The sequence below is a fragment of the Novosphingobium fuchskuhlense genome, assembly GCF_001519075.1.
In the GTDB taxonomy this organism is placed as follows: Bacteria; Pseudomonadota; Alphaproteobacteria; order Sphingomonadales; family Sphingomonadaceae; genus Novosphingobium; species Novosphingobium fuchskuhlense.
This window is the reverse complement of the sequence record NZ_KQ954245.1, coordinates 897241-917124: the sequence shown is the minus strand read 5'-3', so window position 1 is coordinate 917124 and position 19884 is coordinate 897241. Positions and strand designations below refer to the sequence as shown.

Here is a 19884-nt window from a genome sequence, read left to right as displayed (position 1 = left end):
GCTGCTGCTATCCCGGCATCCGGATCTGGCGGCCTTGGCCCTCCGGTGGCGGCAGATGGGCCTGCCCGGCCACCAGCGCCTGCGCCGCCTGCTGCATCGCCTCCGGTGCCGGCGCAGACTTCTCGGCTGCCGCATCGACATGGACCAGCATGTGTTCGGCGGTCGCGATGACGGCTTCCTCCGCCCCGCGCACCATCTCGTGGAAGAGGTGGAGCCGCTTGCCATCGGCGGCCAGCACGCGCGTGCGCACTTCCACACTGTCGCCCAGCCGCGCCTGCCCGAGATGGCGGATATGCGTCTCGACCGTGTACCACGAGTGGCCGGCAGCAACGTAGTCCGCGCCCGCGCCGATGGCGGCCAGAACTACATCGGTCGCATCGCCGAACAGCTTGAGATAGCAGTATTCGGTGAGGTGCTCGTTGTAGTCGATCCACTCCGGCTGCACGGGGGTGGCGATGGTCAGCATCCGACCATCTTCGCGGACCGAACCGATGGCGGCGCCGGTGCCCTTGCCGGCTTCCGCCAGCCGCGCCCGGTGCGCGCGGGCGATCTGGCCCGAGGCGAAATCGTTGCGCTCGAGGGCGTGGGTCAGGTCGACAAGGCAATCGTCACGCAGCTTCTCATAGGTGCGCAGGTCGATGCCGCCCGCCTGTTCATCGGACTGGCGGGCGATCGTCTCGATCAGCTCGTCAGTCAGCTTGGGGCCGATCAGCTTGGTCCAGGGCCATTCCATCGAGGGGCCGAACTGATGGAGGAAGTGGCGCATGCCTTCCTCTCCGCCAGCGAGGCGGTAGACGAGGAACGTGCCCATGAACGACCAGCGCATGCCTGCGCCGAAACGGACGGCGTCGTCGATTTCGGAGGCGGTCGCGATCCCGTCGTTGATCAGCCACAGCGCCTCGCGCCAGACGGCTTCGAGCAAGCGGTCGGCGATGAAACCGTCGATCTCCTTGCGGACGTGGAGAACCTTCATGCCGATCCGCGTGTAGACGGCAGCGGCGATGTCCTTCGTTTCCTGGCTGGTCTGGTCGCCGCCACAGATTTCCACGAGCGGCAGGAGGTACACCGGATTGAACGGGTGGCCCACGACCAGCCGGTCGGGTCGCGCCATGCCGGATTGCAGCTTTGTCGGCAGCAGGCCCGAGGTTGACGAGCCGATCACCGCATGGGCGGGCATGGCCGCATCCATTTCGGCAAGCAGGCGGATCTTGAGATCCTCGCGCTCGGGCAGACTTTCCTGAATGAAATCAGCCTCTCGCACCGCGTCCTGCAGACTGGCTGCAAAGGTGACGGTTCCTTCGGCTGGCAGGGCGTTGCCGAACAGGCGGGTGAGCGCGCGGCGGGCATTGGCGATGACAGCTGCGGTCTTGCGCTCGATCTCGGGGTCGGGATCGAAGATCGCGACGTCGATGCCATTGAGCACAAAGCGCGCGGCCCAGCCGGCGCCGATCACGCCGCCGCCGACGATGCCGACTTTACGGATTTCAGGTGCCATCATTGTTCTTTCAGCGCTTCTGCAGCTTGAGCCTGGTGCGGACCTCGGCGGGAGTCAGGATCCGTGCGCCCATGCCGGTAAGGATTTGGACCGCGCGTTCGGTCAGCTGGCCATTGGTCGCAAGCTGGCCGCGCCCGAGATAAAGGTTGTCCTCGAGGCCAACCCGCACATTGCCGCCCGCAAGCGCCGCCATGGCCACGAACGGCAGCTGGTTGCGGCCGATCGAGAAGCCGCTGAACACCGCGCCCGGCGGCAGCTGGTGGACCATCGCCATCGTGGTGAGCGGGTCGTCCGGCGCGCCATAGGGGATGCCCATGCACAGCTGGATCATCACCGGATCATCGAGCAGCCCGTCGCGGATCATCTCCTTCACGAAGACAAGATGCCCGGTATCGAACACTTCAAGTTCAGGCCGCACGCCAAGGCGCTGCACTTCGGCTGCCATGGTGCGCAGCATGCCGGGCGTGTTGGTCATCACGTAATCGGCTTCGGCGAAATTCATCGTGCCGCAATCGAGCGTGCAGATCTCGGGCAGCAGTTCCTGCACATGGAGCAGCCGCTCCATCGGGCCGACCATGTCGGTGCCGGCTGCGTCAAGCGGGAAGGGGTTCTCGCCCGGTCCGAACACGATATCGCCGCCCATCCCGGCGGTGAGGTTGATCACGACGTCGGTGTCGGAGGCGCGGATGCGCTCCACCACTTCGCGGTACAGCGCGACATCGCGGCTGCCTTTGCCGGTTTCGGGATCGCGCACGTGAATATGCGCGATGGCCGCGCCCGCCTTGGCGGCCTCGACCGCGGCATCGGCGATCTGCGCCGGCGTGATGGGCAGGCCCGGATGCTTGTCGGCGGTGTTGCCCGAACCGGTGACAGCGCAGGTGATGAACGTCTCGAAATTCATTCAGGGTCCCTCTCGGCCTTTGCCGCAGAGCTTAGTCAGGCCGGGCGGGATTGGAATGCCGAATTGTGCGGATCGCGGGAAATCGGTGCCAGCCTCAGTAATCCTAATGGTGAGGCCAAGCGCCGCTCATACTTGGAGCATCCTCGCCATCGCGCCGAGCAGGTCACGCGTGAAGGCTTTGGCGGTGGGCGCCTCGGCAATCGCGTTGAAGGCGTGGATCGCACCGGGATAGGAGTGCAGTTCTACCGGCACGCCCGCTTTCACAAGGCGCAGCGCGTAGTCGAGGTCCTCGTCGAGGAAGAGATCGAGGCTGCCGGTGCCGATCCACGTAGGCGGGAGGCCGGCTAGGTCCTCCGCCAGCGCGGGTGAGAACCAGCCCTTGCGTGCGTCACCTGCCTGATAGTCCCCGCGCAAGGCTTCCCAGCCGAACTGGTTATGCACGCGGGTCCAGACGAACTCGCCGGTGACCGGGTTGGCATAGGGGCAGGCATCGCTGCCGGTGCGATGGTCTAGCATCGGGTAGGTGAGGAACTGCGCGGCGAGCGCGGGGCCGCCGAGATCGCGCGCCATCAGCGCGGTTGCCGCAGCCAGTCCGCCACCGGCGCTTTCGCCTGTCACGCCGATCCGGGCCGGATCGATCCCGAGGTCCTCGGCATGCGCCGCAAGCCACTTGAGTGCGGTGTAGCAATCGTTCTGCGGGGCGGGGAAGGGGTGATCAGGTGCCAGCCGGTATTCGACCGAAGCAACCGGAATGCCGAGCGCCGCCGCCATTCCGGAGGGTGCCGGTTGCATCGACCGGGCGGAGCCGATCACCATGCCGCCGCCGTGGATGTGGAGCAGGGCGGCGCGGCCCTTCGTGCCGGGCGCGGGATCATACCAGTAGATTTCCAGCGGACCGCCTTCGCCTGCGATCACCTTCACCTCTGCCGCGATCGGCGGCGCACCGACAAAGGCGAAGCGGTTTTCGGATTCGGCGCGGATGGTCGGCAGATCCTCGCGCGTGAAGGCGTTGTCCGGCAGCAGATCGATCAGCGGCAGGAAATCGGGATCGACAAGATGGCGGGTGGTCATGGGGCATCCTCGTGGTTCTGACTTGGCGCTTCTGGCTTGGCGCTCTTCGCTTCTTCATTGCGGCGCGGTTGCTTCTCGGCAAGGGGCAAAGTGCGCCGGCGGGTCGGGCAGCGTTTCGCACCGCGCACCTGCGCGACGCGGCGGTTGTGTTTGCCGCTCCCCGCGCGCAGAACCGCGGCGAGGGATCCACGGGAGAGACCATGACGACCGTCCGCGAGGCGACTTTCGCCCTGCTTGAAGCCTATGGAATGACAACGGTGTTCGGCAATCCGGGATCGACCGAACTGCCGATGTTCCGCGATTTTCCCGAGCATTTCCGCTACGTTCTCGGCCTGCAGGAATCGGTCGTGCTGGGTATCGCCGATGGCTATGCCCAGGCGAGCCGCAATGCCGCGCTCGTCAATCTGCACAGTTCGGCGGGGACCGGACACGCGCTTGGCAATCTCTTCACCGCCTACAAGAACCAGACGCCGCTGGTGGTAACGGCCGGGCAGCAGGCGCGCTCGATCCTGCCGTACGAGCCGTTCCTCTATGCCCAGCAAGCCACCGAATTCCCGCAGCCATTCGTGAAGTGGGCGTGCGAGCCGGCGCGGGCGGAAGATGTGCCGGCAGCGATCGCGCGGGCCTATCATGTCGCGATGGAGCCGCCGTGGGGGCCGACGTTCGTCTCGGTGCCGATCGACGACTGGGACCGGGAATGCGATCCGATCCCGGTGCGGCGGATGTTTGCGCGCAATCCGGGCGATCCGGCGGCGCTGGCGGAAGCGGCGGCGGCATTGGCCAAGGCCGAACGACCTGCCTTCGTGGTGGGCGCAGGCGTGGCGCGCGATGGGGCGTGGGATCAGGTGATTGCGCTTGCCGAGCGGCATGCGGCAGGCGTGTGGGTCGCGCCGCTTTCCGCCCAGTGCAGTTTCCCCGAGGATCACCCGCTGTTCCGCGGGTTTCTGACGGCCGGACGCGAGGCGATTGTCGAGAGCCTTGGCGGGCATGACCTGATCCTCGTGCTGGGCGGGCCGATGTCGCTCTATCACGTCGAGGGCTTCGGGCCGCACGTACCGGAAGGAGCGGGCCTGTGGTTCATCGGCGACAACCCGGTTCATGCCGCGTGGCTGCCGGAAGGCAACGCTGTGGTCGCCGATTGCCGGCTGGCGCTGGACACGCTGCTGGCGGGGCCGGAGCCGGTTCGACGCGCGCCTCTGCCGCCGCGGGCCGTGTTGCCGAGGCTCGGCGGCGGCGTGATGACCGATGCCTATCTGCTGCAGCAGATCGCGGCACTGCGCCCGAAAGGTTCGATCATCGTCGAGGAAGCGGCATCGAGCCGGGGCGCAATGCACGACCGGCTGCCGATCCTTGCGCGCGACACGTTCTACACCACCGCCAGTGGCGGGCTTGGGTATGGTCTGCCGGCCGCGATCGGAACGGCCCTTGCGCGAACCGGCGACAAGGTGATTGCCGTGCTGGGTGACGGGGCGAGCATGTACGCGATCCAGGGGCTGCACACGGCGGCGCAGTTGGGCACCCCGGTCAGCTTCGTGATCGTGCGCAACGGGCGCTACGAAGCGCTGCACAGCTTCGGCCGCAAGTTCGGCATGCAGTCGCTCCCGGGCACGCAGTTGCCGGAGCTGGATTTCTGCGCGCTGGCACAGGCGCAAGGCGTGGTGGCGCGGCGGGCGGAAACGGCGGCGGAGCTCGACGCCGCGCTGAAGTGGTCGTTTGCTGCCGATTTCCCGAGCCTGGTGGAGGCTGTTGTCGATTGAAGGAGGGGACATGACCATACCGACCGGAGCGTTCATTCAGGTCTGCCATGTGGTGGACAACCTTGAGGCGGCCTGCGAACGCTATAACCGGCTGTTTGGCATGGGGCCCTTCATTGGCGGCGGAAACGGTGTGCTTTCCGACCATGTCTATCGCGGCCAACCGGCCGATCCGATCCGCATCCGCGGCGTCTTCGTGCAGAGCGGCGATCTCAATATCGAGCTGGTCGAGCTGGTTTCGACCGGGCCGAGCGCGTTTCACGACATGTACCCCGATGGCGGGCGCGGTGGGGGCGGGGGCATCCACCATATGGCGATGTTCTGCGAGGACTACGAGGGAACGCGGGATCGCTATGTCGCGGCGGGGATGCCGGTCGCGAGCGAGTTCGTGGTCAGCTTCGGGGCGCAAATCTGCTATATCGATGCGCGCGAGACCATGGGCCAAATGATCGAGCTCTATCCCGAAAGCCAGATCATCCGCGGCATGTATGCGCGGGCGCGCCATGAAGCGGAGAATTGGGACGGCAAGCAGCTGATCATTCCCTGGTAGGCTAGGTTGGCTGCTGGCCCCAGCCGCCGCCGCCCGGCGTTTCGATCACCAGCATGTCGCCGGTTTCCAGCGCCGCTTCGGCGCGGCCCGGAATCGTCTCGATCCGGCCATCGGCGCGTTCGATCCATTGCCGCCCGGGCGCGCCTGCCGCGCCGCCCGCCATGCCGAAGGGCGGCACTTCGCGCGATGAGGATACGAGCGTGGCGACCATCGGTTCAAGCGCGCGGACGGCGCGCACGGCGCCATCGCCTCCGCGCCATCGGCCTGCACCGCCCGAGCCTGCGCGCGTCCCGAAGCGTTCGAGACGGACAGGGAGGCGCGTTTCCAGCACTTCAGGATCGGTGATGCGAGTGTTGGTCATATGGCACTGCACAGGCCCCGCGCCGTGCCAGCCCGGGCCTGCGCCCATGCCGCCGCCGATGGTTTCGTAGTACTGATGGCGGTCGTTGCCGAACAGGAAGTTGTTCATCGTGCCCTGTGCGGCAGCGGCAGCGCCGAAGGCGGCGAGAAGGGCGTTGAGGACTTGCTGGCTGACTTCGGTGTTGCCCGCTACGACCGCGCGCCCCGGATCGGGATCGAGCAGCGAGCCCTTGGGGATGATGAGCTCGACCGGGCGTAGGCAGCCGTCATTGAGCGGAATGTCGCGCCCGACGAGCGTGCGCAGGGCATAGAGCACGACGGCGCGGGTGACGGCGGCGGGTGCGTTGAAATTGCCGCTGTCCTGCACGCCGGTCCCGGTGAAATCGATGCGCGCCGAGCCCGCCTCCTGATCAACGGTGACGGAAACCTTGAGCGGGCGGCCATCGTCCAGCCCGGTTTCGAACGTACCGCCCTCCAGCCGTGCAAGAACGGTGCGGACGGCGGTTTCCCCGTTGCCCAGGACGTGAGCCATGTAGGCCTCGACCTCGGCAAGGCCATGGCGGTCGACGAGCGCGGCGAAATCGCGCGCACCGGCCATGTTGGCGGCGACCTGAGCCTTGAGATCGGCAAGGTTGGCATCGGGATTGCGCGCGGGCCAGGGCGCATCGATGAGGAGGCGGCGCATCCCAGCCTCGTCCAGCACGCCGCTGCGCACGAGAAGGACGTTGTCGAGTACGACGCCTTCCTCTGTCAGCGTGGTTGCATGTGGCGGGCTGGAGCCAGGGGTGGTGCCGCCGATATCGGCGTGGTGGCCGCGATTGGCGACGAATGCGACGGGGGCATCGCGATCTGCCGCGAAGACCGGGGTGATGACGGTGATGTCCGGCAGGTGCGTGCCGCCGTTGTAGGGATTGTTGAGAACGAAGGCGTCGCCGGGTTTCAGATCGTCGCCGCGCGCCGCCATGATCGCGCGGACGCTCTGGCCCATCGCGCCGAGGTGGACTGGAACGTGCGGCGCGTTGGCGATCAGGTGGCCCTCGGAATCGAACACCGCGCAGGAGAAATCGAGCCGCTCGCGCATGTTGACGCTGGTGGCAGTGCTGCGCAGCACTTCACCCATCTGTTCGGCCAGCGCCATGAAGCGGGCGGCGTAGAGTTCGAGGAGGACAGGATCGGGCCCCTTCGTGCCGGTGGTGGCGAAGGTCTGAGCGGCAGGAGCCTGCGCGGTGAGCAGCAATTCGCCGCGCGGCAGGACGCGACCGTGCCAGCCGGGCTCGATCACGGTCGTGGCGAGGCCCTCGCGGATCATGGCGGGGCCAGTGATCGCGGTGCCGGGCGGCAGGGCGGCGCGGTCCCAGACAGGCGCGCGATGCCGCACACCTCCGGAAAACAGCGGGACTTGGTCGATGGGTGCCGCGGACGTGGTGGCGCCGGGCAGGGCCTCGTCGGCTACTGCGTCCTGGGCGGCGAGGATTTCGACCACGATCTCGGCAACGGTGAGCGCGCGGCCGGGCTCCGCATAGCCGAAGCGGGCGTGGTGCTCGCGTTCGAAGGCGGTGCGCATGGTTTCTGCCGAGGCCAGGGGGATGCCAAGTGCGGTGTCTGTGCCGGTGTAACGCAGGCGGACCGTGCAAGTGGTCTGTGCGGCCGGCGCTGCGAGTTCGGCCGCGGCGGAGGTTGCGAGGGCATCGCTTTGCGGGGCGAGCCAGTGCAGCGCGTCGTCATCCAGCGCGCGTTCAAGGGTGGCCGTGCGCAGCGCGCTGCGGCGGGCAAGGCCCATGCCGAGCGCGGAAAGCACACCGGCGAAGGGGTGGATGAGCACTTCGCGCATGCCCAGTTCGGCGGCAACGAGGCAGGCGTGCTGGCCGCCGGCGCCGCCGAAGCACTGGAGGACATGGTCCCGCACGTCGATCCCGCGGCCAAGCGCGAGCCGGCGGATCGCGGCGGCCATCGCGGCGACGGCGACGGCGAGGAAACCCTCGGCAACCTGCTGCGGGCTGCGCGCGCCGCCCATCTGCGCGGCAAGGCCTGCGAAGCGGGCGGCGACCACGTCGGCATCGAGCGGCTCATCCCCGCCGGGGCCGAAGATCGCGGGGAAGTGTGCCGGGCTGATCTTGCCGAGCATGACGTTGGCATCGGTGAGCGCAAGCGGCCCTCCGCGCCGGTAGCAGGCGGGGCCGGGGTCTGCGCCCGCGCTTTCCGGCCCGACCCGGATGCGTGCGCCGTCGAACGTGAGGATCGAGCCGCCGCCCGCTGCAATGGTATCGATGGCGAGCATAGGCGCGCGGATATCGGCACCGGCAACCTGTGCTTCGAAGGTGCGCTCGAACTGGCCGGCATAGAGCGCGATGTCGGTCGAGGTGCCGCCCATGTCGAACGCGACGATGCGCGCAAAGCCCGCGGCCTCGGCCGTGCGCGCCGCGCCGACGATGCCGCCTGCGGGGCCGGAGAGGATGGCATCGCGACCGTGGAAATCGGCGGCAGCGCTGAGTCCGCCGTCGGAGCGCATGAAGGCGAGCGGCGTATCAGCGCCGAGATCTGCGGTGACGCGGCCGACATATTCACGGAGGACCGGCGAGAGATAGGCGTCGACCAGCGCCGTGCGCCCACGTGCGACAAGGCCGATGGCGCTGCTGGCTGCATGGCTGGCGGTGATCTGGGTGAAGCCGGCTTCGACAGCGAGCGCGGCGATCCGCGCTTCCATGTCGGGATAGCGCCAGCCGTGGATCAGCGCGATGGCGCAGGCCTTGATGCCGGCGGCGCGGTGGCAGGCAAGGGCGGCGCGCACGGCGGCCTCATCGAGCGGGGCCAGCACTTCGCCCGTCGCCGCAACCCGCCCGCCGACTTCCTCGACCGCTGCGTAGAGCGCTTCGGGCAAGCGCACATCGAGATCGAACAGGCGTGGACGCGCCGTGTGGCCAAGCTGGAGAAGGTCCCCGAAGCCCTTGGTGATCAGCAGCAGTACCGGTTCACCCTTGCGTTCGAGCAGGGCGTTGGTGGCGACCGTGGTGCCCATGCGCACTTCGACGATGCGGCCCTGCGGGATCGGCGCGCCGGGGGCAAGGCCGAGAATGCGGCGGATGCCGGCCGTGGCGGCATCGCCGTAGTGCGCGGGGTTTTCGCTGAGCAGTTTGGCGGTGTGAAGCCCCCCTCCTGGCGCGCGCGCGACGATATCGGTAAAGGTGCCGCCGCGATCGATCCAGAAATGCCAGCCCGCCGATGTTGCTATGGTCTGTGTCACGCGGCCCACAGCCCTTCACTGAGAAAGCGGGCCATGCGGGACTCGTCGGCGCTTACATCAAGGCCATGCGCCGCCAGCCAGGCATCGTTGTAGAGCGTCGAGGCATAGCGTTCGCCCGAATCGCACAGGATCGAGACGATTGCGCCGTCTTCCCCACGCGCCGCCATTTCCGCCGCGATGCGGGCGCAGGCGACGAGGTTGGTGCCGGTCGAACCGCCGACACGGCGGCCGAGATGGCGCGAGAGCGCGCGAGCGGCGCCGATGGAGGCACGGTCGGCCACGACTTCGGCGCGGTCGATCACGCTGGGCACGAACGAGGCTTCGACGCGGGGGCGGCCGATGCCTTCGATATGGCAGGGCTCGCCGGAGCCGTTGCTTTGCGTGCGGTCCTGCCAGTGGCGGTGGAAGGCGGACGAGGCGGGATCGGCAAGGCACAGCTGCGTGGGATGGCGATAGTAGCGCAGGAACCGGCCGATGGTGGCGGACGTGCCTCCGGTTCCCGCGCCGCACACGATCCATGTTGGTACGGGGTGCGGTTCGCGCCACATCTGCGCAAACACGCTCTCGGCGATGTTGTTGTTGCCGCGCCAATCGGTCGCGCGCTCGGCGAAGGTGAACTGGTCCATGTGATGCCCGCCGCATTCCGACGCGAGCCGCGCGGCCACGGCATGGACGGTGCCGGGATCGGCGACCGGATGGCAGGTGCCGCCCAGCGCCTCGATCGCCGCGATTTTCTCGCGCGCGGTCCTCTCGGGAATCACCGCTATGAAGGGAAGACCGAGCATGCGCGCGAAATAAGCCTCCGACACGGCGGTGGAGCCGGATGAAGCCTCGACCACTGTCGTATCCGGGCCGATCCAGCCGCTGCACAGCGCGTGGAGGAAGAGCGAGCGGGCAAGGCGGTGCTTGAGGCTGCCTGTGGGGTGGCTGCTCTCGTCCTTGAGGTAGATCGCGATCCCCGGCAGCGCGGGGAGCGGCACGGGAAGCAGATGCGTGTCGGCCGAACGAGCGTAGTCTGCCTCGATCCGTCCGATTGCCCAATGGACCCAAGTCTGATCCTCCAGCGCCTGCATGCCCGCTCCTTTCGGCCGTCACTGGCCGAGGTTCGCTTAGGCGAGGGGCGGTGGAGGCTCAAGGCCGGTTGCGGAACCGGGGGGCACGCCCTTGCCAAATCGGTGGAGATTTGCGGGCGCCAGTTGGCACCAGACGTGGTACGGCTGGGGTGTAAATCCCGCTCGAATCCGCCGATGGGGCGGGCGGCGGACTGGGGACGAATTGAGGCAAGCGATGAGGATCTGCCCGAGCAGCCGCTCTGTCAGCGCACTGGCGCTGGTCGCGGGCCTGTTGGCACCGGGTGCCGCACAGGCCGCGCCGAACGACGATCTGGTCGGTCCGCTTGTCAGCGAGACCTTCAGCGCCATCGGTGCCTCGGCAACGGGCAGTTACCCCGGCGGCGGGCTCAGCGGTGCAAGCGCTGCGCAGGCGGCTGCCACCATCGCCTACGACGCCTCGCGCGGGACTTACACGGTGACCGCCGGCGGCAAGACGCAGAGCTTCGCTGCGGGTGACCGCGATGCCACCCAAAGCAGCGCGCAGCTCGACGTCTACGTTCATGCCTCGCCTACTGTGCAGGAATCGCTCACGCTGACCCGGGGCGCGACCAGCGGGCGTTTTACATACCAGTATGTCGGCGGCGGATACTGGCAGCGTGCGACGACGGCAGGCGGAGGCCAGGGCAGCTTCGATGCCTTCGTCTATGGCATGCCCACCGCGACCAGCGCGGTGCCAAAGACCGGCTCGGCAAGCTATGCGATCGACATCCTCGGCGCGGGGACCACGTCCAATGGCGCGGCCGGGATATCGGGCACCGGCTCGTTCGATGTGGCGTTCGATACGGGCAAGTTCCTTCTCTCGGGAAACATGACACCGCTCTATAACAGCCTGCTGCATCCGGTGCTGCTGCAGGCCCAGGGCACGCTCGCTTCGGACAAATCCTTTCACGCACCGATCACGGTCAAATTCGATCCCGATACCTTCCGCGGCACACTCGACGGCCGCTTCTTCGGCCCGCAGGCGCAGGAAGTGGGCGGTGCCTGGTCGCTCACGCAATATGTCGGGATCGGCATCGTCAACGCGATGGTGGGCACCTTCATGGGCCGGCGCGGGAGCGGCGGCAGCGTGTCGACGCGCTTCAACAGCCCGACGACGAGTTTCGCGCTTGGTGGCGACGGCTACACCGTCACGCAGGCGACGAACAAGGGATCGCGCAAATCCGTGGCCGGTTTCGCTGTGAACTATGCGGCAGGCACCGATACGTTTGCCATCTCGCGCGGCAGCCGCGCGTATAGCGAACAGTTCTACAGCCGGGTTACCACGCAAGGCAGCAACGGCATGTATCCGGGTCAGGCGCAGGACGCGCTGCTCGAGATCGATGAAGGCGATGCGCTGTCCTACGTTCGCGGCGGGCAATGGCTGCGTTATGGTACCGATCAGGCATCGAACGATGCTTTCGTGTTCGGCTACCAGACCACGCTTGTGCCCGTCACCGGGCTGGCGGCCTACGATATCTATCTCAACGGTGCCTATCTCGATCCCACGGACCACTCAGGCTCGGCCGGGCTTGCCGGAAAAGGCACGCTGCTCGCGGATCTCGGCGCCGGGAAATACACGTTCTCGGGCACGGCGGGGATGACCACGCTGGGCGGCGGCTACGCCCCGCTTGACGGCACGTTCAGCGGTTCGGGCAAGATCACTGCAGCCAAGAACCAGCTGGCCGGACCGATCACCTTCTCGTTCGATTCGCTGGGAACGGTGACCGGGCGGGCTGGCGGCCATTTCTATGGTCCCGGTGCCGCCGAAGTCGGTCTGGCGTTCGGCGCTGTCGCCTCGAAGGGCTCACTGTCGGGCACGCTGATCGGTGCGCCGAGCGAAGCCACCGCCGCATCCTCCCGGGCGGTTGCGGCCTACGGCAAGGCCACGACCTTCACGTCGCGCCCGGTCTACCTCGAGCTGCCCGGGGGCTATCCCGGCTATTTTCAGGCGCAGACCTTCGAAAACCCGAATGCGCTGACCTGGGACCCGGCCAAGCAGCAGTACAGCGTGGCGCTCGACCAGTATGCGGGCAAGTCGCTGCCGATCACGTTCGGCCCTGCGCAGGCCTCTGCGGCCGCGAGCACGGCGCTTTACAACGGCTATGCCTTCACGGCGGACGGGCGCAAGTGGACGGCGCAAGTCTACAAGCAGGGCAGCAGCGAGATCAAGCTGACCTACACGAGCTTCGCGCGGATCACGACGCCGATCGTGAACAAACCGGGCGTGGTCAGCAAGGACGTGTTCTACTGGGTGCCCTTCGGCAGTGAGACATCGGCGACCATGATGCCCCGCACCGGCAAGGCGACCTATCTGCTCGCCGTGCGCGGTGATGCGGTTCTCTACAGCGTGAAGCGCGAGCACCTTGCCGTCAGCGGAACCGGCACGATGGCGGCCAACTTCGCGACCCAGCAGTTGACGATAACCACCAACCTCACCGGCACCACCGATGGCGCGGAGGTCGTGAAGCTGGGCAAGATCACCTATGGCGGCTGGATTCAGGGCGCCGAATGGGGCGGCGGGGCCACTCTGGCGGGCGGCCGGTCGAACACGGTGCGCGGCTACTTTTTCGGGCTCGACGCGCGCGAGGTTGGGGGCAACTTCATCTATTCGAACCTGGTCGACTATGCCGGCTTCGCTCGTGAAGTGGCCGGCACCGGGGTGATCGTTGGTACGCGCAAGTAGGGCACCGGGATTGCCGAAGGCTGGGGCAGGGCGGGCCGTTCCGGCGGGGTTCTGCCTGTTTGCGCTAGCCCTTGCGCAGGCACCCGCAGCGCAGGCCCAGCCCGCGACGGAAACTGCGCCGGCGGCTGTGGAAATGGGAGCGGCGGAGCTGTTCCACTATGCGGAAAACGCGGCGGCCGCAGGTGATCGGGCAACGGCGATCGCCGCTTATCGCGCGCTGGCGGGTGATCCCCATATCGAATTGCGCAATGAAGCGCGGTTCCGGCTTGCGCAGATGCTGGCCGAAGAGCCGGGGAAAGCGGGCGAGGCGGCCATCTTGCTGCGCGCCATTCTGGCGGAACAGCCGGGTGCGGCGCGGGTACGGCTCGAACTGGCGCGGATCGAGGCGGCGATGGGTGACCGCGGGGCTGCAGCACGCGATCTGCGGCTTGCCGCGAGTGGCGGGCTTCCGCCGCAGGTCGAGCGCATGGTGCGCTTTTTCAGCAATGCGCTGTCGACGGCCAAGCGCGCGGGCGGCAGCCTTGAAGCGACGGCGGTGGGCGACAGCAACATCAACCGCGCTACCCAGGCCAATACGCTCGCCACCGTGATCGGCGATTTCGTGCTCAGCGATGATGCGCGCGCGCGCGCCGGGCTGGGGCTTTCGCTGCAGGGGCAGGCCTATTGGCGGGGCGGGATCGACCGCACTGGCGAGGTGCTGGCCAGCGCGTCGCTGTCGGCCGACCTGTTTGCACGGCAGAGCGCGTTCAACGACATCGCCTTTTCGCTCCGGGCAGGTCCGGTGCTGCGTCCGGGCCACGACCGGCTGGCCCTCACCGCAGGGCCCGTCTTGCGCTGGTATGGCGGCGCGCCTTATAGCCGTGCGCTGACGGTGAGTGCGGACTGGCAGCACGTGCTTGGTGCGCGTGCGCAGCTGCGGCTCGTGGCGACGGTGGCTTTGCTTACGAACAGGCGCAATCCGCTGCAGGATGCGATCAACAGTTCGGGGCAGATCATGCTCGACCGCGAATTTGGTCGCCGCAGCGGGGGCGGACTCCAGATCAGCGCAAGCCGCACGCTGGCGCGCGATCCGGGCTATTCGGACGTGACCGCAGGCGCCAGCGGCTATGCCTGGCACGAATTCGGCCGGCTGAGCAGCGTGCTGTCCGTGGGCTGGAGCCACCTGGAAGCGGACACCCGGCTGTTCCTCTATCCGAAACGCCGGACCGATGATCGCCTGACCGTGACCGGCAGTCTGACCTGGCGGCGCTCGCCCCTGGCTCGCTTCGCTCCGTTCGCGCGGGTGCGCGCCGAGCGCAATGTCTCGACAGTCGGCCTCTACGCCTATCGCCGGTTCGCCGGCGAACTCGGGATCAGCGCCGCCTTCTGACCCCCCGTGTCATGCAGACACGGCAAGTCCGGTGGCTGCTTGCCATGCATGGCTGAGGCTAGCCGGATCGCCGGTCCCGAAGACGTGCCGGTCCGGCCGCACGAGCACAGCCTCGGCACCATGCTGTTCGAACCACCGGGTCAGCTGGTGAGCGAAGGGCGCAAGCCCCGGGGTCTGGAGGTCGTCTCGAACGATCAGCCAAGCGTCCCTCCCAAGCGCGTCGTCGAGCTTTGCGCCGTCACTTGCGCAGGCCTGGGGGAAATAGCTGCCCGCGCCCGGGCTGCCGGTGAGGATCGCGCCGGCCGAGATCGGCGGATAGCCCGGCGGGCCTGACGGCAGCTTGCCCAAGGCGCGGCCGATACGCATTTTGGTATCGCGCAGGAAGGCGCCCCAGCGGCTGGTGGTGCAGACCATGCGCCCCATCATGATCGCCATGGCAATGGTGGCGCGCAGGTTGGGCTCCCGTTCGGGCTGGTAGGTATCGAGCAGGCTGTCCGGCGCCTGACCACTGATCACCGCGCCCAGTTTCCACGCCAGGTTGGCGGCATCGCGCAGGCCCGAGCACATGCCCTGTCCGGCAAAGGGCGGGGTCTGGTGCGCGGCATCGCCGGCCAGGCAGACCCGGCCCTGCCGCCAGCTGCGGGCGATGCGGGCGCGGAAAGTGTAGACCGCCTTGCGTTCAAGCCTGACGGCGCCTTCGACGTTCCACGGTTTCATCAGCTGCGCGATGAAGGCATCGTCGCTGACCTGTTCCGGGCTCTCGCCCGGCAGGATCATGAACTCCCAGCGGTGACGGCCTACGCCCATCAGCACGCAGGTGGTGGGCCGCCTGGGATCACAGATCTGCAGGTTGGCTGTGGGCAGGCGCGCAGGATCATCGACCAGCATGTCGACCACCAGCCATGGTTCCTCGAAAGCGAGATCGTCAAAGGCGATGCCCATCGCCTTGCGCACCGGCGAGCGCGCACCGTCCGCGCCCACCAACCAGCGCGTGCGGATGCTGCGCGGGCCCTCCGGGGTGGTGATTTCGGCGGTGACGCCGTCCGCATCCTCGGCGAAAGCGCCAAGCTCCCAGCCGGAGTGCAGCGCAGCCTCGGGACAAGCGGCGAGACTTGTGCGCAAGGCCTGCTCGACCGAGGGTTGGTGGATCATGTTGGCGCCCGGCCAGCCGCCAGGGCCGATCCGGTCCGACCCCTCGAAACTGAGCAGCACCTTGCCTTTGGCGTTTCGGAATTCGTAGCGCGAGGCGCGGCGGCAGGTTGCCATCACGGCGTCGGCCGCACCCGCCTCCTGAAGGATGCGCATGCCTTCGTGATCGATGTGCGCTGCACGGGGAAGGGGATAGATCTCCTCATCCTTTTCCGCGACGATCACTTTCACGCCGCGCTTTGCCAGAAGCACGGCGAGCGTCACGCCGGTCGGGCCGCCGCCTGCAATCAGCACATCGCAATCGAAGCCCATTGCCTCAGCTTTCTGCGACCATAGTGCCCTCGATGTGGCTGAGCTTGTCGATCTCGCAGCGCACCACGTCCCCGGCCTTGAGGAACTGGCGCGGGTCCATTGCCGCGCCGACACCGCCCGGGGTGCCGGTGAAGAGGCAGTCGCCGGGCTCGAGCGTCATGCCAACCGAGAGGTGCTCGACTTGTTGCCAGATGTTGAAAACGAGGTGCGACGTATTGGAATCCTGACGCTTTTCACCATTAACGAAGCAACGAAGGCCCAGCTCGTGGGGATCGCCCACTTCATCGGCGGTCACGATCCACGGGCCCATCGGAGCATGGGTGTCGAAGCTCTTGCCCAGCGACCACTGCGGCGATGCGTGCTGCCACAGGCGCTCGGTGACGTCGTTGCCGACGCAGTAGCCGAAGATCGCCGCAGGCGCATCGGCGGCCGAGACGTGCTTGCCGCCCTTGCCGATCACCGCGACGAGTTCGACTTCGTAGTCGGTGGTCATCTGACCCTTGGCGATGGCGATTGCGGCGTATGGTGCGTTGACGCTGGTCTGCGCCTTGGTAAACCACACCTGCCGTTCAGGTGTTTTCATATTGGATTCAGCAATATGATCTGCATAATTGAGACCGATCGCAAAGATTTTTCCGGGGCGCTGGATGGGCGCCTCGAGCGTCACGTCGGCAAGTGGAACGCCGCCGCCTGCCGCGGCCTTCGCGGCCAGATCGTCTTTCATGGCGTCCCAGTCGCGGATGAGATCGATCATTGTGCCGTCGTAGCCGGTATCGACGATCTGGTCGCCCACGACGATCCCGGTGCGGGTGCGGCCATCGGCGCTATAGGTTGCGAGCTTCATGCTGAGCTTCCTTCGGGTTTGCGGCGGAAAAGGCGGAGCACGCGCAGGCGCAGCGCCATGAAGAAAGCGACAAGGCCAGCCGGCGGCGCGAGCCGCCCGGCGAGCATGGGATGCGGCGAACCCCACTGGACGGCGAGCAGAGCCTGCATGGTCTGCTTTTGCGGCGGATCGCTGGCGGTGAACAGGTCGCCGTCGGTCCAGTGCTCAAGCTCGTTGCCGAACGGATCGAGCCAGTAGTCGAAAATCTGGCTGCCCATGATATGGCGGCCCACACCCCAGGCCGGTTTGCGCCCGGCAGCTTTCAGATGCTGGTGGCCGAGCATGAGGTCATCAAGATTGGCAACCTCGAACGCGGCGTGGAGCAGGCCGGCCGGGCCGGGGAGCTGAGCCAGGAACAGGGTGTGGTGATCGCTTGGCCGGTCACCCCGATCGCAGCGCAGGAACGCGCCAAGCGGAACGTCCTTGGCGGCTTCCACCTCATCTGAGGTGAGCAGGCCGAAGCGCGCCTTGTACCAGGCTTCGGATGTGCGGAAATCGCGCACGCGCAGCACCGCGTGACCGATGCGCTGGATATGGGCAGGGGCGCTTTGGAGCCGGACGGTCTGGCGCAAGCGGGGCTTTGCGGCGGCGGTATTGCGCGGCGGATCGGTCAGGGGCGGGCGGGCTTCCTCCCCAGCCTGCTCCGCCACGACTTCGACCCCGTAGCCATCGGGATCGGTGAGGCGCACAACATGGCCACCGCCGGGTTCGGCAAGGACTTCGACCGGGACGCCTTCGGCCTGCGCCAGTTTTTCCAGATCCCCGCGTGAAGCAGCACGCAGGCCGACTGCCAGGAAGCGCGCTTCACCCGGCTGCGTCACATGGACGAAGGGACGGCCATCGTAGGCACGGCCATAGAGGCGTCCACCGTGTTCGAAGGTTTCGAACCCGAAGTCCTCCAGAAAGCGGCGCATGGTGGCCAGATCAGGCGCGGCAAAGCGGACGTGCGCGATGTCCTCGATCTTGATGACCGGCATGCCGTACTCTCCCGACTGGCCCGCAGCTATGCCCGCGAGTCGCAGTTGACTATTCGGTCAAATATCTTGATTTTGACCGAATAGTCAAGTATGGCCCGTGCATGGTTTCGCTTCCCCTTCTTTCCCCGCGCGCCGCAAGAACCCGCGGCGCCCTGATTGCGGCCGGTTTTGAACTGCTGGCGGAAAAGCCGATCGATGCGATCCCTATCGATGAGGTCGTTGCGCGCGCGGGTGTTGCGAAGGGCAGTTTCTTCAACCATTTCGCTGACAAGGCTGCGTTTGCTGCGGCGATTGCGGACGAGGTCCGGCTTGAGCTGGAAGAGCGCATCACCACGGCCAACGCTGGCGAGGCCGATCCCTTGAAGCGGATTGCCGGCGGCATGCGCGTGGGCGCGGGGTTTGCGATGGCACAGCCCAAGCGCACGATTGTGTTGCTGCGCAGCAGCGCGAGTTCGACCCTCACGTCGCATCCGCTCAATCGCGGGCTGGTGGACGACATCGAGGCTGCATTTCGCGCGGGGCTCATCCGCGATGCGGCGCGCGAGGCCGGCGTGCTTTACTGGCTGGGCCTGTGCCAGGTGCTGCTCGCGAACCTGGTCGAGGAATTGCCGGGTCCTGCGGCAGCACGCGAGCGCCTCGCGGCTATGCTGATGCTGGGGCTTACCGGGCTGGGTGCATCGCCGGAGCGTGCGCAGGCTATTGTGGATGCAGGAAGTGCGGAACCTTAGGCAGGATCGCGCAGCACGACGGTGAGATGGACTTTAAGCGGTTCCACCGGATCGACGTTGGCGAGGCCCCGCGCCACATCGAGCGGGGCATGCCAATAGTCGCCGGTGCCCACGGCATGGCTCTCATGGCCCAGCGTGGCGATGCCGCGCCCGGAAATGATGTAATAGAACTCTTCGTAAGCCCCGGTGCCATTGCGATCATCGGTGAAGTGGACGTGGCTGCCTTCTGCGGCGCCGGGCGGGATCTCGAGGATGAGGAAGCGCGCCGGGGCACCATTCCCGTCAAAACGGAAGTGGCGAACGGTGACACGGCCAGGACCGCCGCGCATGGCCTCGATCATCTCGCGGTCTTCGCGTTCATTCTCGATCGGGCTCGATTTCATGCGTTCAGATGGAACCCAGCTTCATGAAGAACGACCAGCGGTCCGCGCGCAGTTCGTCGGCCGTCAGTGAGCAGAGGTCCTGCAATTCGCTGCGCAAGGCCGTGCCGAGGCGCTTGATCGTCTCAGCATGGTTGCGGTGCGCACCGCCTACGGGTTCGTAGATCACGCGGTGGATCACGCCCAGTTGCATGAGATCGGGCGCGGTCATCTTCATGGCTTCGGCCGCATCGGGCGCCCGGTCATTGCCGCGCCAGAGGATCGAGGCGCAGCCTTCGGGCGAGATGACCGAATAGACCGAATGCTCGAGCATCAGCACGCGGTTGGCGCTGGCGAGCGCGACCGCCCCGCCCGAGCCGCCTTCGCCGACGATCACAGCGACAAGCGGCACGCCGATTTCAAGGCACTTCTCGGTGCTGCGGGCGATGGCTTCGGCCTGCCCGCGCGCTTCCGCATCGACACCTGGGAAGGCCCCGGGCGTATCGACCAGGGTGATAACCGGCAGGCCGAAGCGGTCGGCAATCTCCATCAGGCGTATCGCCTTGCGATAGCCCTCGGGGCGCGCCATGCCGAAATTGTGCCGGATACGCGAGGTCGTGTCTTCGCCCTTGGCATGGCCGATGACCATGACCGCACGACCCCCGAGCCGCGCAAAGCCGCCGATGATGGCCTGATCGTTGCCATAGAGCCGATCTCCGCCCAGCGGCAGGAATTCCTCGAAGAGACCCTGCACGTAGTGGACAAAGTGGGGGCGCAAGGGATGACGCGCCACTTGTGTGCGCTGCCATGGGGTAAGCCGGGCATAGATATCGCCGAGCTGGCGGTGCGCCCGCTCGTCGAGCATCAAGGCCTCGGCCTCGCCGCTGCCGCTCTCGCGAAGCGCAGCGGCGCGCTTTGCGAGAGCTTCGATCGGCTTTTCGAACGCAAGGTATTCCATCAA

Annotated in this window: 15 protein-coding genes; 5 read left to right on the top strand and 10 right to left on the bottom strand. The window is 67.1% G+C overall.

Annotation, left to right across the window (positions count from 1 at the left end):
- Positions 1–7: 7 nt before the first annotated feature.
- From AQZ52_RS13765 to AQZ52_RS13755, 3 genes are all read right to left on the bottom strand, one after another.
- Positions 8–1495 carry a carnitine 3-dehydrogenase gene (locus tag AQZ52_RS13765; protein WP_067912236.1) on the bottom strand — a complete coding sequence of 496 codons (1488 nt, stop codon included), beginning with the start codon at positions 1493–1495 and terminating at the stop codon, positions 8–10.
- A gap of 10 nt (positions 1496–1505) precedes the next feature.
- Complete coding sequence (locus tag AQZ52_RS13760) at positions 1506–2396, bottom strand: beta-keto acid cleavage family enzyme (protein ID WP_067911830.1); 891 nt, start codon at positions 2394–2396, stop codon at positions 1506–1508.
- Positions 2397–2522: 126 nt separating this feature from the next.
- A complete protein-coding gene (locus AQZ52_RS13755; protein ID WP_067911828.1) occupies positions 2523–3467 on the bottom strand; it encodes an alpha/beta hydrolase in 945 nt (314 codons plus the stop codon).
- A gap of 11 nt (positions 3468–3478) precedes the next feature.
- Here AQZ52_RS13755 and mdlC point away from each other — a divergent pair, with 11 nt between their 5' ends.
- Positions 3479–5224, top strand: coding sequence for a benzoylformate decarboxylase (mdlC, locus tag AQZ52_RS13750; protein WP_240481637.1), 1746 nt, complete (start codon positions 3479–3481; stop codon positions 5222–5224).
- Between the two features lie 10 nt (positions 5225–5234).
- Positions 5235–5771, top strand: a complete 537-nt coding sequence (locus tag AQZ52_RS13745; RefSeq protein ID WP_067911825.1) for a VOC family protein — start codon at positions 5235–5237, stop codon at positions 5769–5771.
- Position 5772: 1 nt separating this feature from the next.
- On the opposite strand, the gene AQZ52_RS13740 is transcribed toward AQZ52_RS13745, so the two are convergent.
- On the bottom strand, positions 5773–9372 hold the full coding sequence (locus AQZ52_RS13740; RefSeq protein WP_240481636.1) for a hydantoinase B/oxoprolinase family protein: 3600 nt from the start codon (positions 9370–9372) through the stop codon (positions 5773–5775).
- Positions 9369–10445, bottom strand: a complete 1077-nt coding sequence (locus AQZ52_RS13735; RefSeq protein ID WP_067911819.1) for a PLP-dependent cysteine synthase family protein — start codon at positions 10443–10445, stop codon at positions 9369–9371. Before AQZ52_RS13735 ends, AQZ52_RS13740 begins: the two co-directional genes overlap by 4 nt.
- Positions 10446–10659: 214 nt before the next feature.
- Here AQZ52_RS13735 and AQZ52_RS13730 point away from each other — a divergent pair, with 214 nt between their 5' ends.
- Both AQZ52_RS13730 and AQZ52_RS13725 read left to right on the top strand, forming a co-directional pair.
- Positions 10660–13146, top strand: a complete 2487-nt coding sequence (locus tag AQZ52_RS13730) for a HupA family protein (protein WP_067911816.1) — start codon at positions 10660–10662, stop codon at positions 13144–13146.
- A 10-nt stretch (positions 13147–13156) separates the two neighbouring features.
- Complete coding sequence (locus AQZ52_RS13725) at positions 13157–14515, top strand: porin family protein (protein WP_156424936.1); 1359 nt, start codon at positions 13157–13159, stop codon at positions 14513–14515.
- 9 nt (positions 14516–14524) lie between these two features.
- Here AQZ52_RS13725 and mhpA read toward each other — a convergent pair whose 3' ends face one another.
- The 3 genes from mhpA to AQZ52_RS13710 are packed head-to-tail and all read right to left on the bottom strand — an operon-like array spanning position 14525 to position 17836.
- Positions 14525–15976 carry a bifunctional 3-(3-hydroxy-phenyl)propionate/3-hydroxycinnamic acid hydroxylase MhpA gene (mhpA, locus tag AQZ52_RS13720; protein ID WP_067911813.1) on the bottom strand — a complete coding sequence of 484 codons (1452 nt, stop codon included), beginning with the start codon at positions 15974–15976 and terminating at the stop codon, positions 14525–14527.
- Between the two features lie 4 nt (positions 15977–15980).
- The gene (locus AQZ52_RS13715; RefSeq protein ID WP_067911810.1) at positions 15981–16820 is read right to left on the bottom strand and encodes a fumarylacetoacetate hydrolase family protein; all 840 of its coding nucleotides are present in this window, start codon (positions 16818–16820) and stop codon (positions 15981–15983) included.
- Complete coding sequence (locus AQZ52_RS13710; protein WP_067911807.1) at positions 16817–17836, bottom strand: VOC family protein; 1020 nt, start codon at positions 17834–17836, stop codon at positions 16817–16819. The genes AQZ52_RS13715 and AQZ52_RS13710 overlap by 4 nt, the downstream gene beginning before the upstream one ends.
- 101 nt (positions 17837–17937) lie before the next feature.
- Between AQZ52_RS13710 and AQZ52_RS13705 the strand changes: the two genes are divergently transcribed.
- Entirely contained in the window at positions 17938–18564 is a 627-nt protein-coding gene (locus AQZ52_RS13705) for a TetR/AcrR family transcriptional regulator (protein ID WP_067911804.1), read from the top strand.
- On the opposite strand, the gene AQZ52_RS13700 is transcribed toward AQZ52_RS13705, so the two are convergent.
- On the bottom strand, positions 18561–18947 hold the full coding sequence (locus AQZ52_RS13700; RefSeq protein ID WP_067911802.1) for a cupin domain-containing protein: 387 nt from the start codon (positions 18945–18947) through the stop codon (positions 18561–18563). The genes AQZ52_RS13705 and AQZ52_RS13700 overlap by 4 nt on opposite strands.
- A 4-nt stretch (positions 18948–18951) precedes the next feature.
- Positions 18952–19884, bottom strand: a complete 933-nt coding sequence (locus tag AQZ52_RS13695) for an acetyl-CoA carboxylase carboxyltransferase subunit alpha (RefSeq protein WP_067911799.1) — start codon at positions 19882–19884, stop codon at positions 18952–18954.

Excerpts from the sequence above, each read along its gene's own strand:
- AQZ52_RS13760 (WP_067911830.1), bottom strand. The coding sequence starts at position 2,396 with ATGAATTTCGAGACGTTCATCACCTGCGCTGTCACCGGTTCGGGCAAC.
- AQZ52_RS13745 (WP_067911825.1), top strand. The coding sequence starts at position 5,235 with ATGACCATACCGACCGGAGCGTTCATTCAGGTCTGCCATGTGGTGGAC.
- AQZ52_RS13730 (WP_067911816.1), top strand. The coding sequence starts at position 10,660 with ATGAGGATCTGCCCGAGCAGCCGCTCTGTCAGCGCACTGGCGCTGGTC.
- AQZ52_RS13700 (WP_067911802.1), bottom strand. The coding sequence starts at position 18,947 with ATGAAATCGAGCCCGATCGAGAATGAACGCGAAGACCGCGAGATGATC.
- mhpA (WP_067911813.1), bottom strand. The coding sequence starts at position 15,976 with ATGGGCTTCGATTGCGATGTGCTGATTGCAGGCGGCGGCCCGACCGGC.
- AQZ52_RS13710 (WP_067911807.1), bottom strand. The coding sequence starts at position 17,836 with ATGCCGGTCATCAAGATCGAGGACATCGCGCACGTCCGCTTTGCCGCG.
- AQZ52_RS13715 (WP_067911810.1), bottom strand. The coding sequence starts at position 16,820 with ATGAAGCTCGCAACCTATAGCGCCGATGGCCGCACCCGCACCGGGATC.
- AQZ52_RS13735 (WP_067911819.1), bottom strand. The coding sequence starts at position 10,445 with ATGCAGGCGCTGGAGGATCAGACTTGGGTCCATTGGGCAATCGGACGG.
- AQZ52_RS13765 (WP_067912236.1), bottom strand. The coding sequence starts at position 1,495 with ATGGCACCTGAAATCCGTAAAGTCGGCATCGTCGGCGGCGGCGTGATC.
- AQZ52_RS13755 (WP_067911828.1), bottom strand. The coding sequence starts at position 3,467 with ATGACCACCCGCCATCTTGTCGATCCCGATTTCCTGCCGCTGATCGAT.
- AQZ52_RS13705 (WP_067911804.1), top strand. The coding sequence starts at position 17,938 with ATGGTTTCGCTTCCCCTTCTTTCCCCGCGCGCCGCAAGAACCCGCGGC.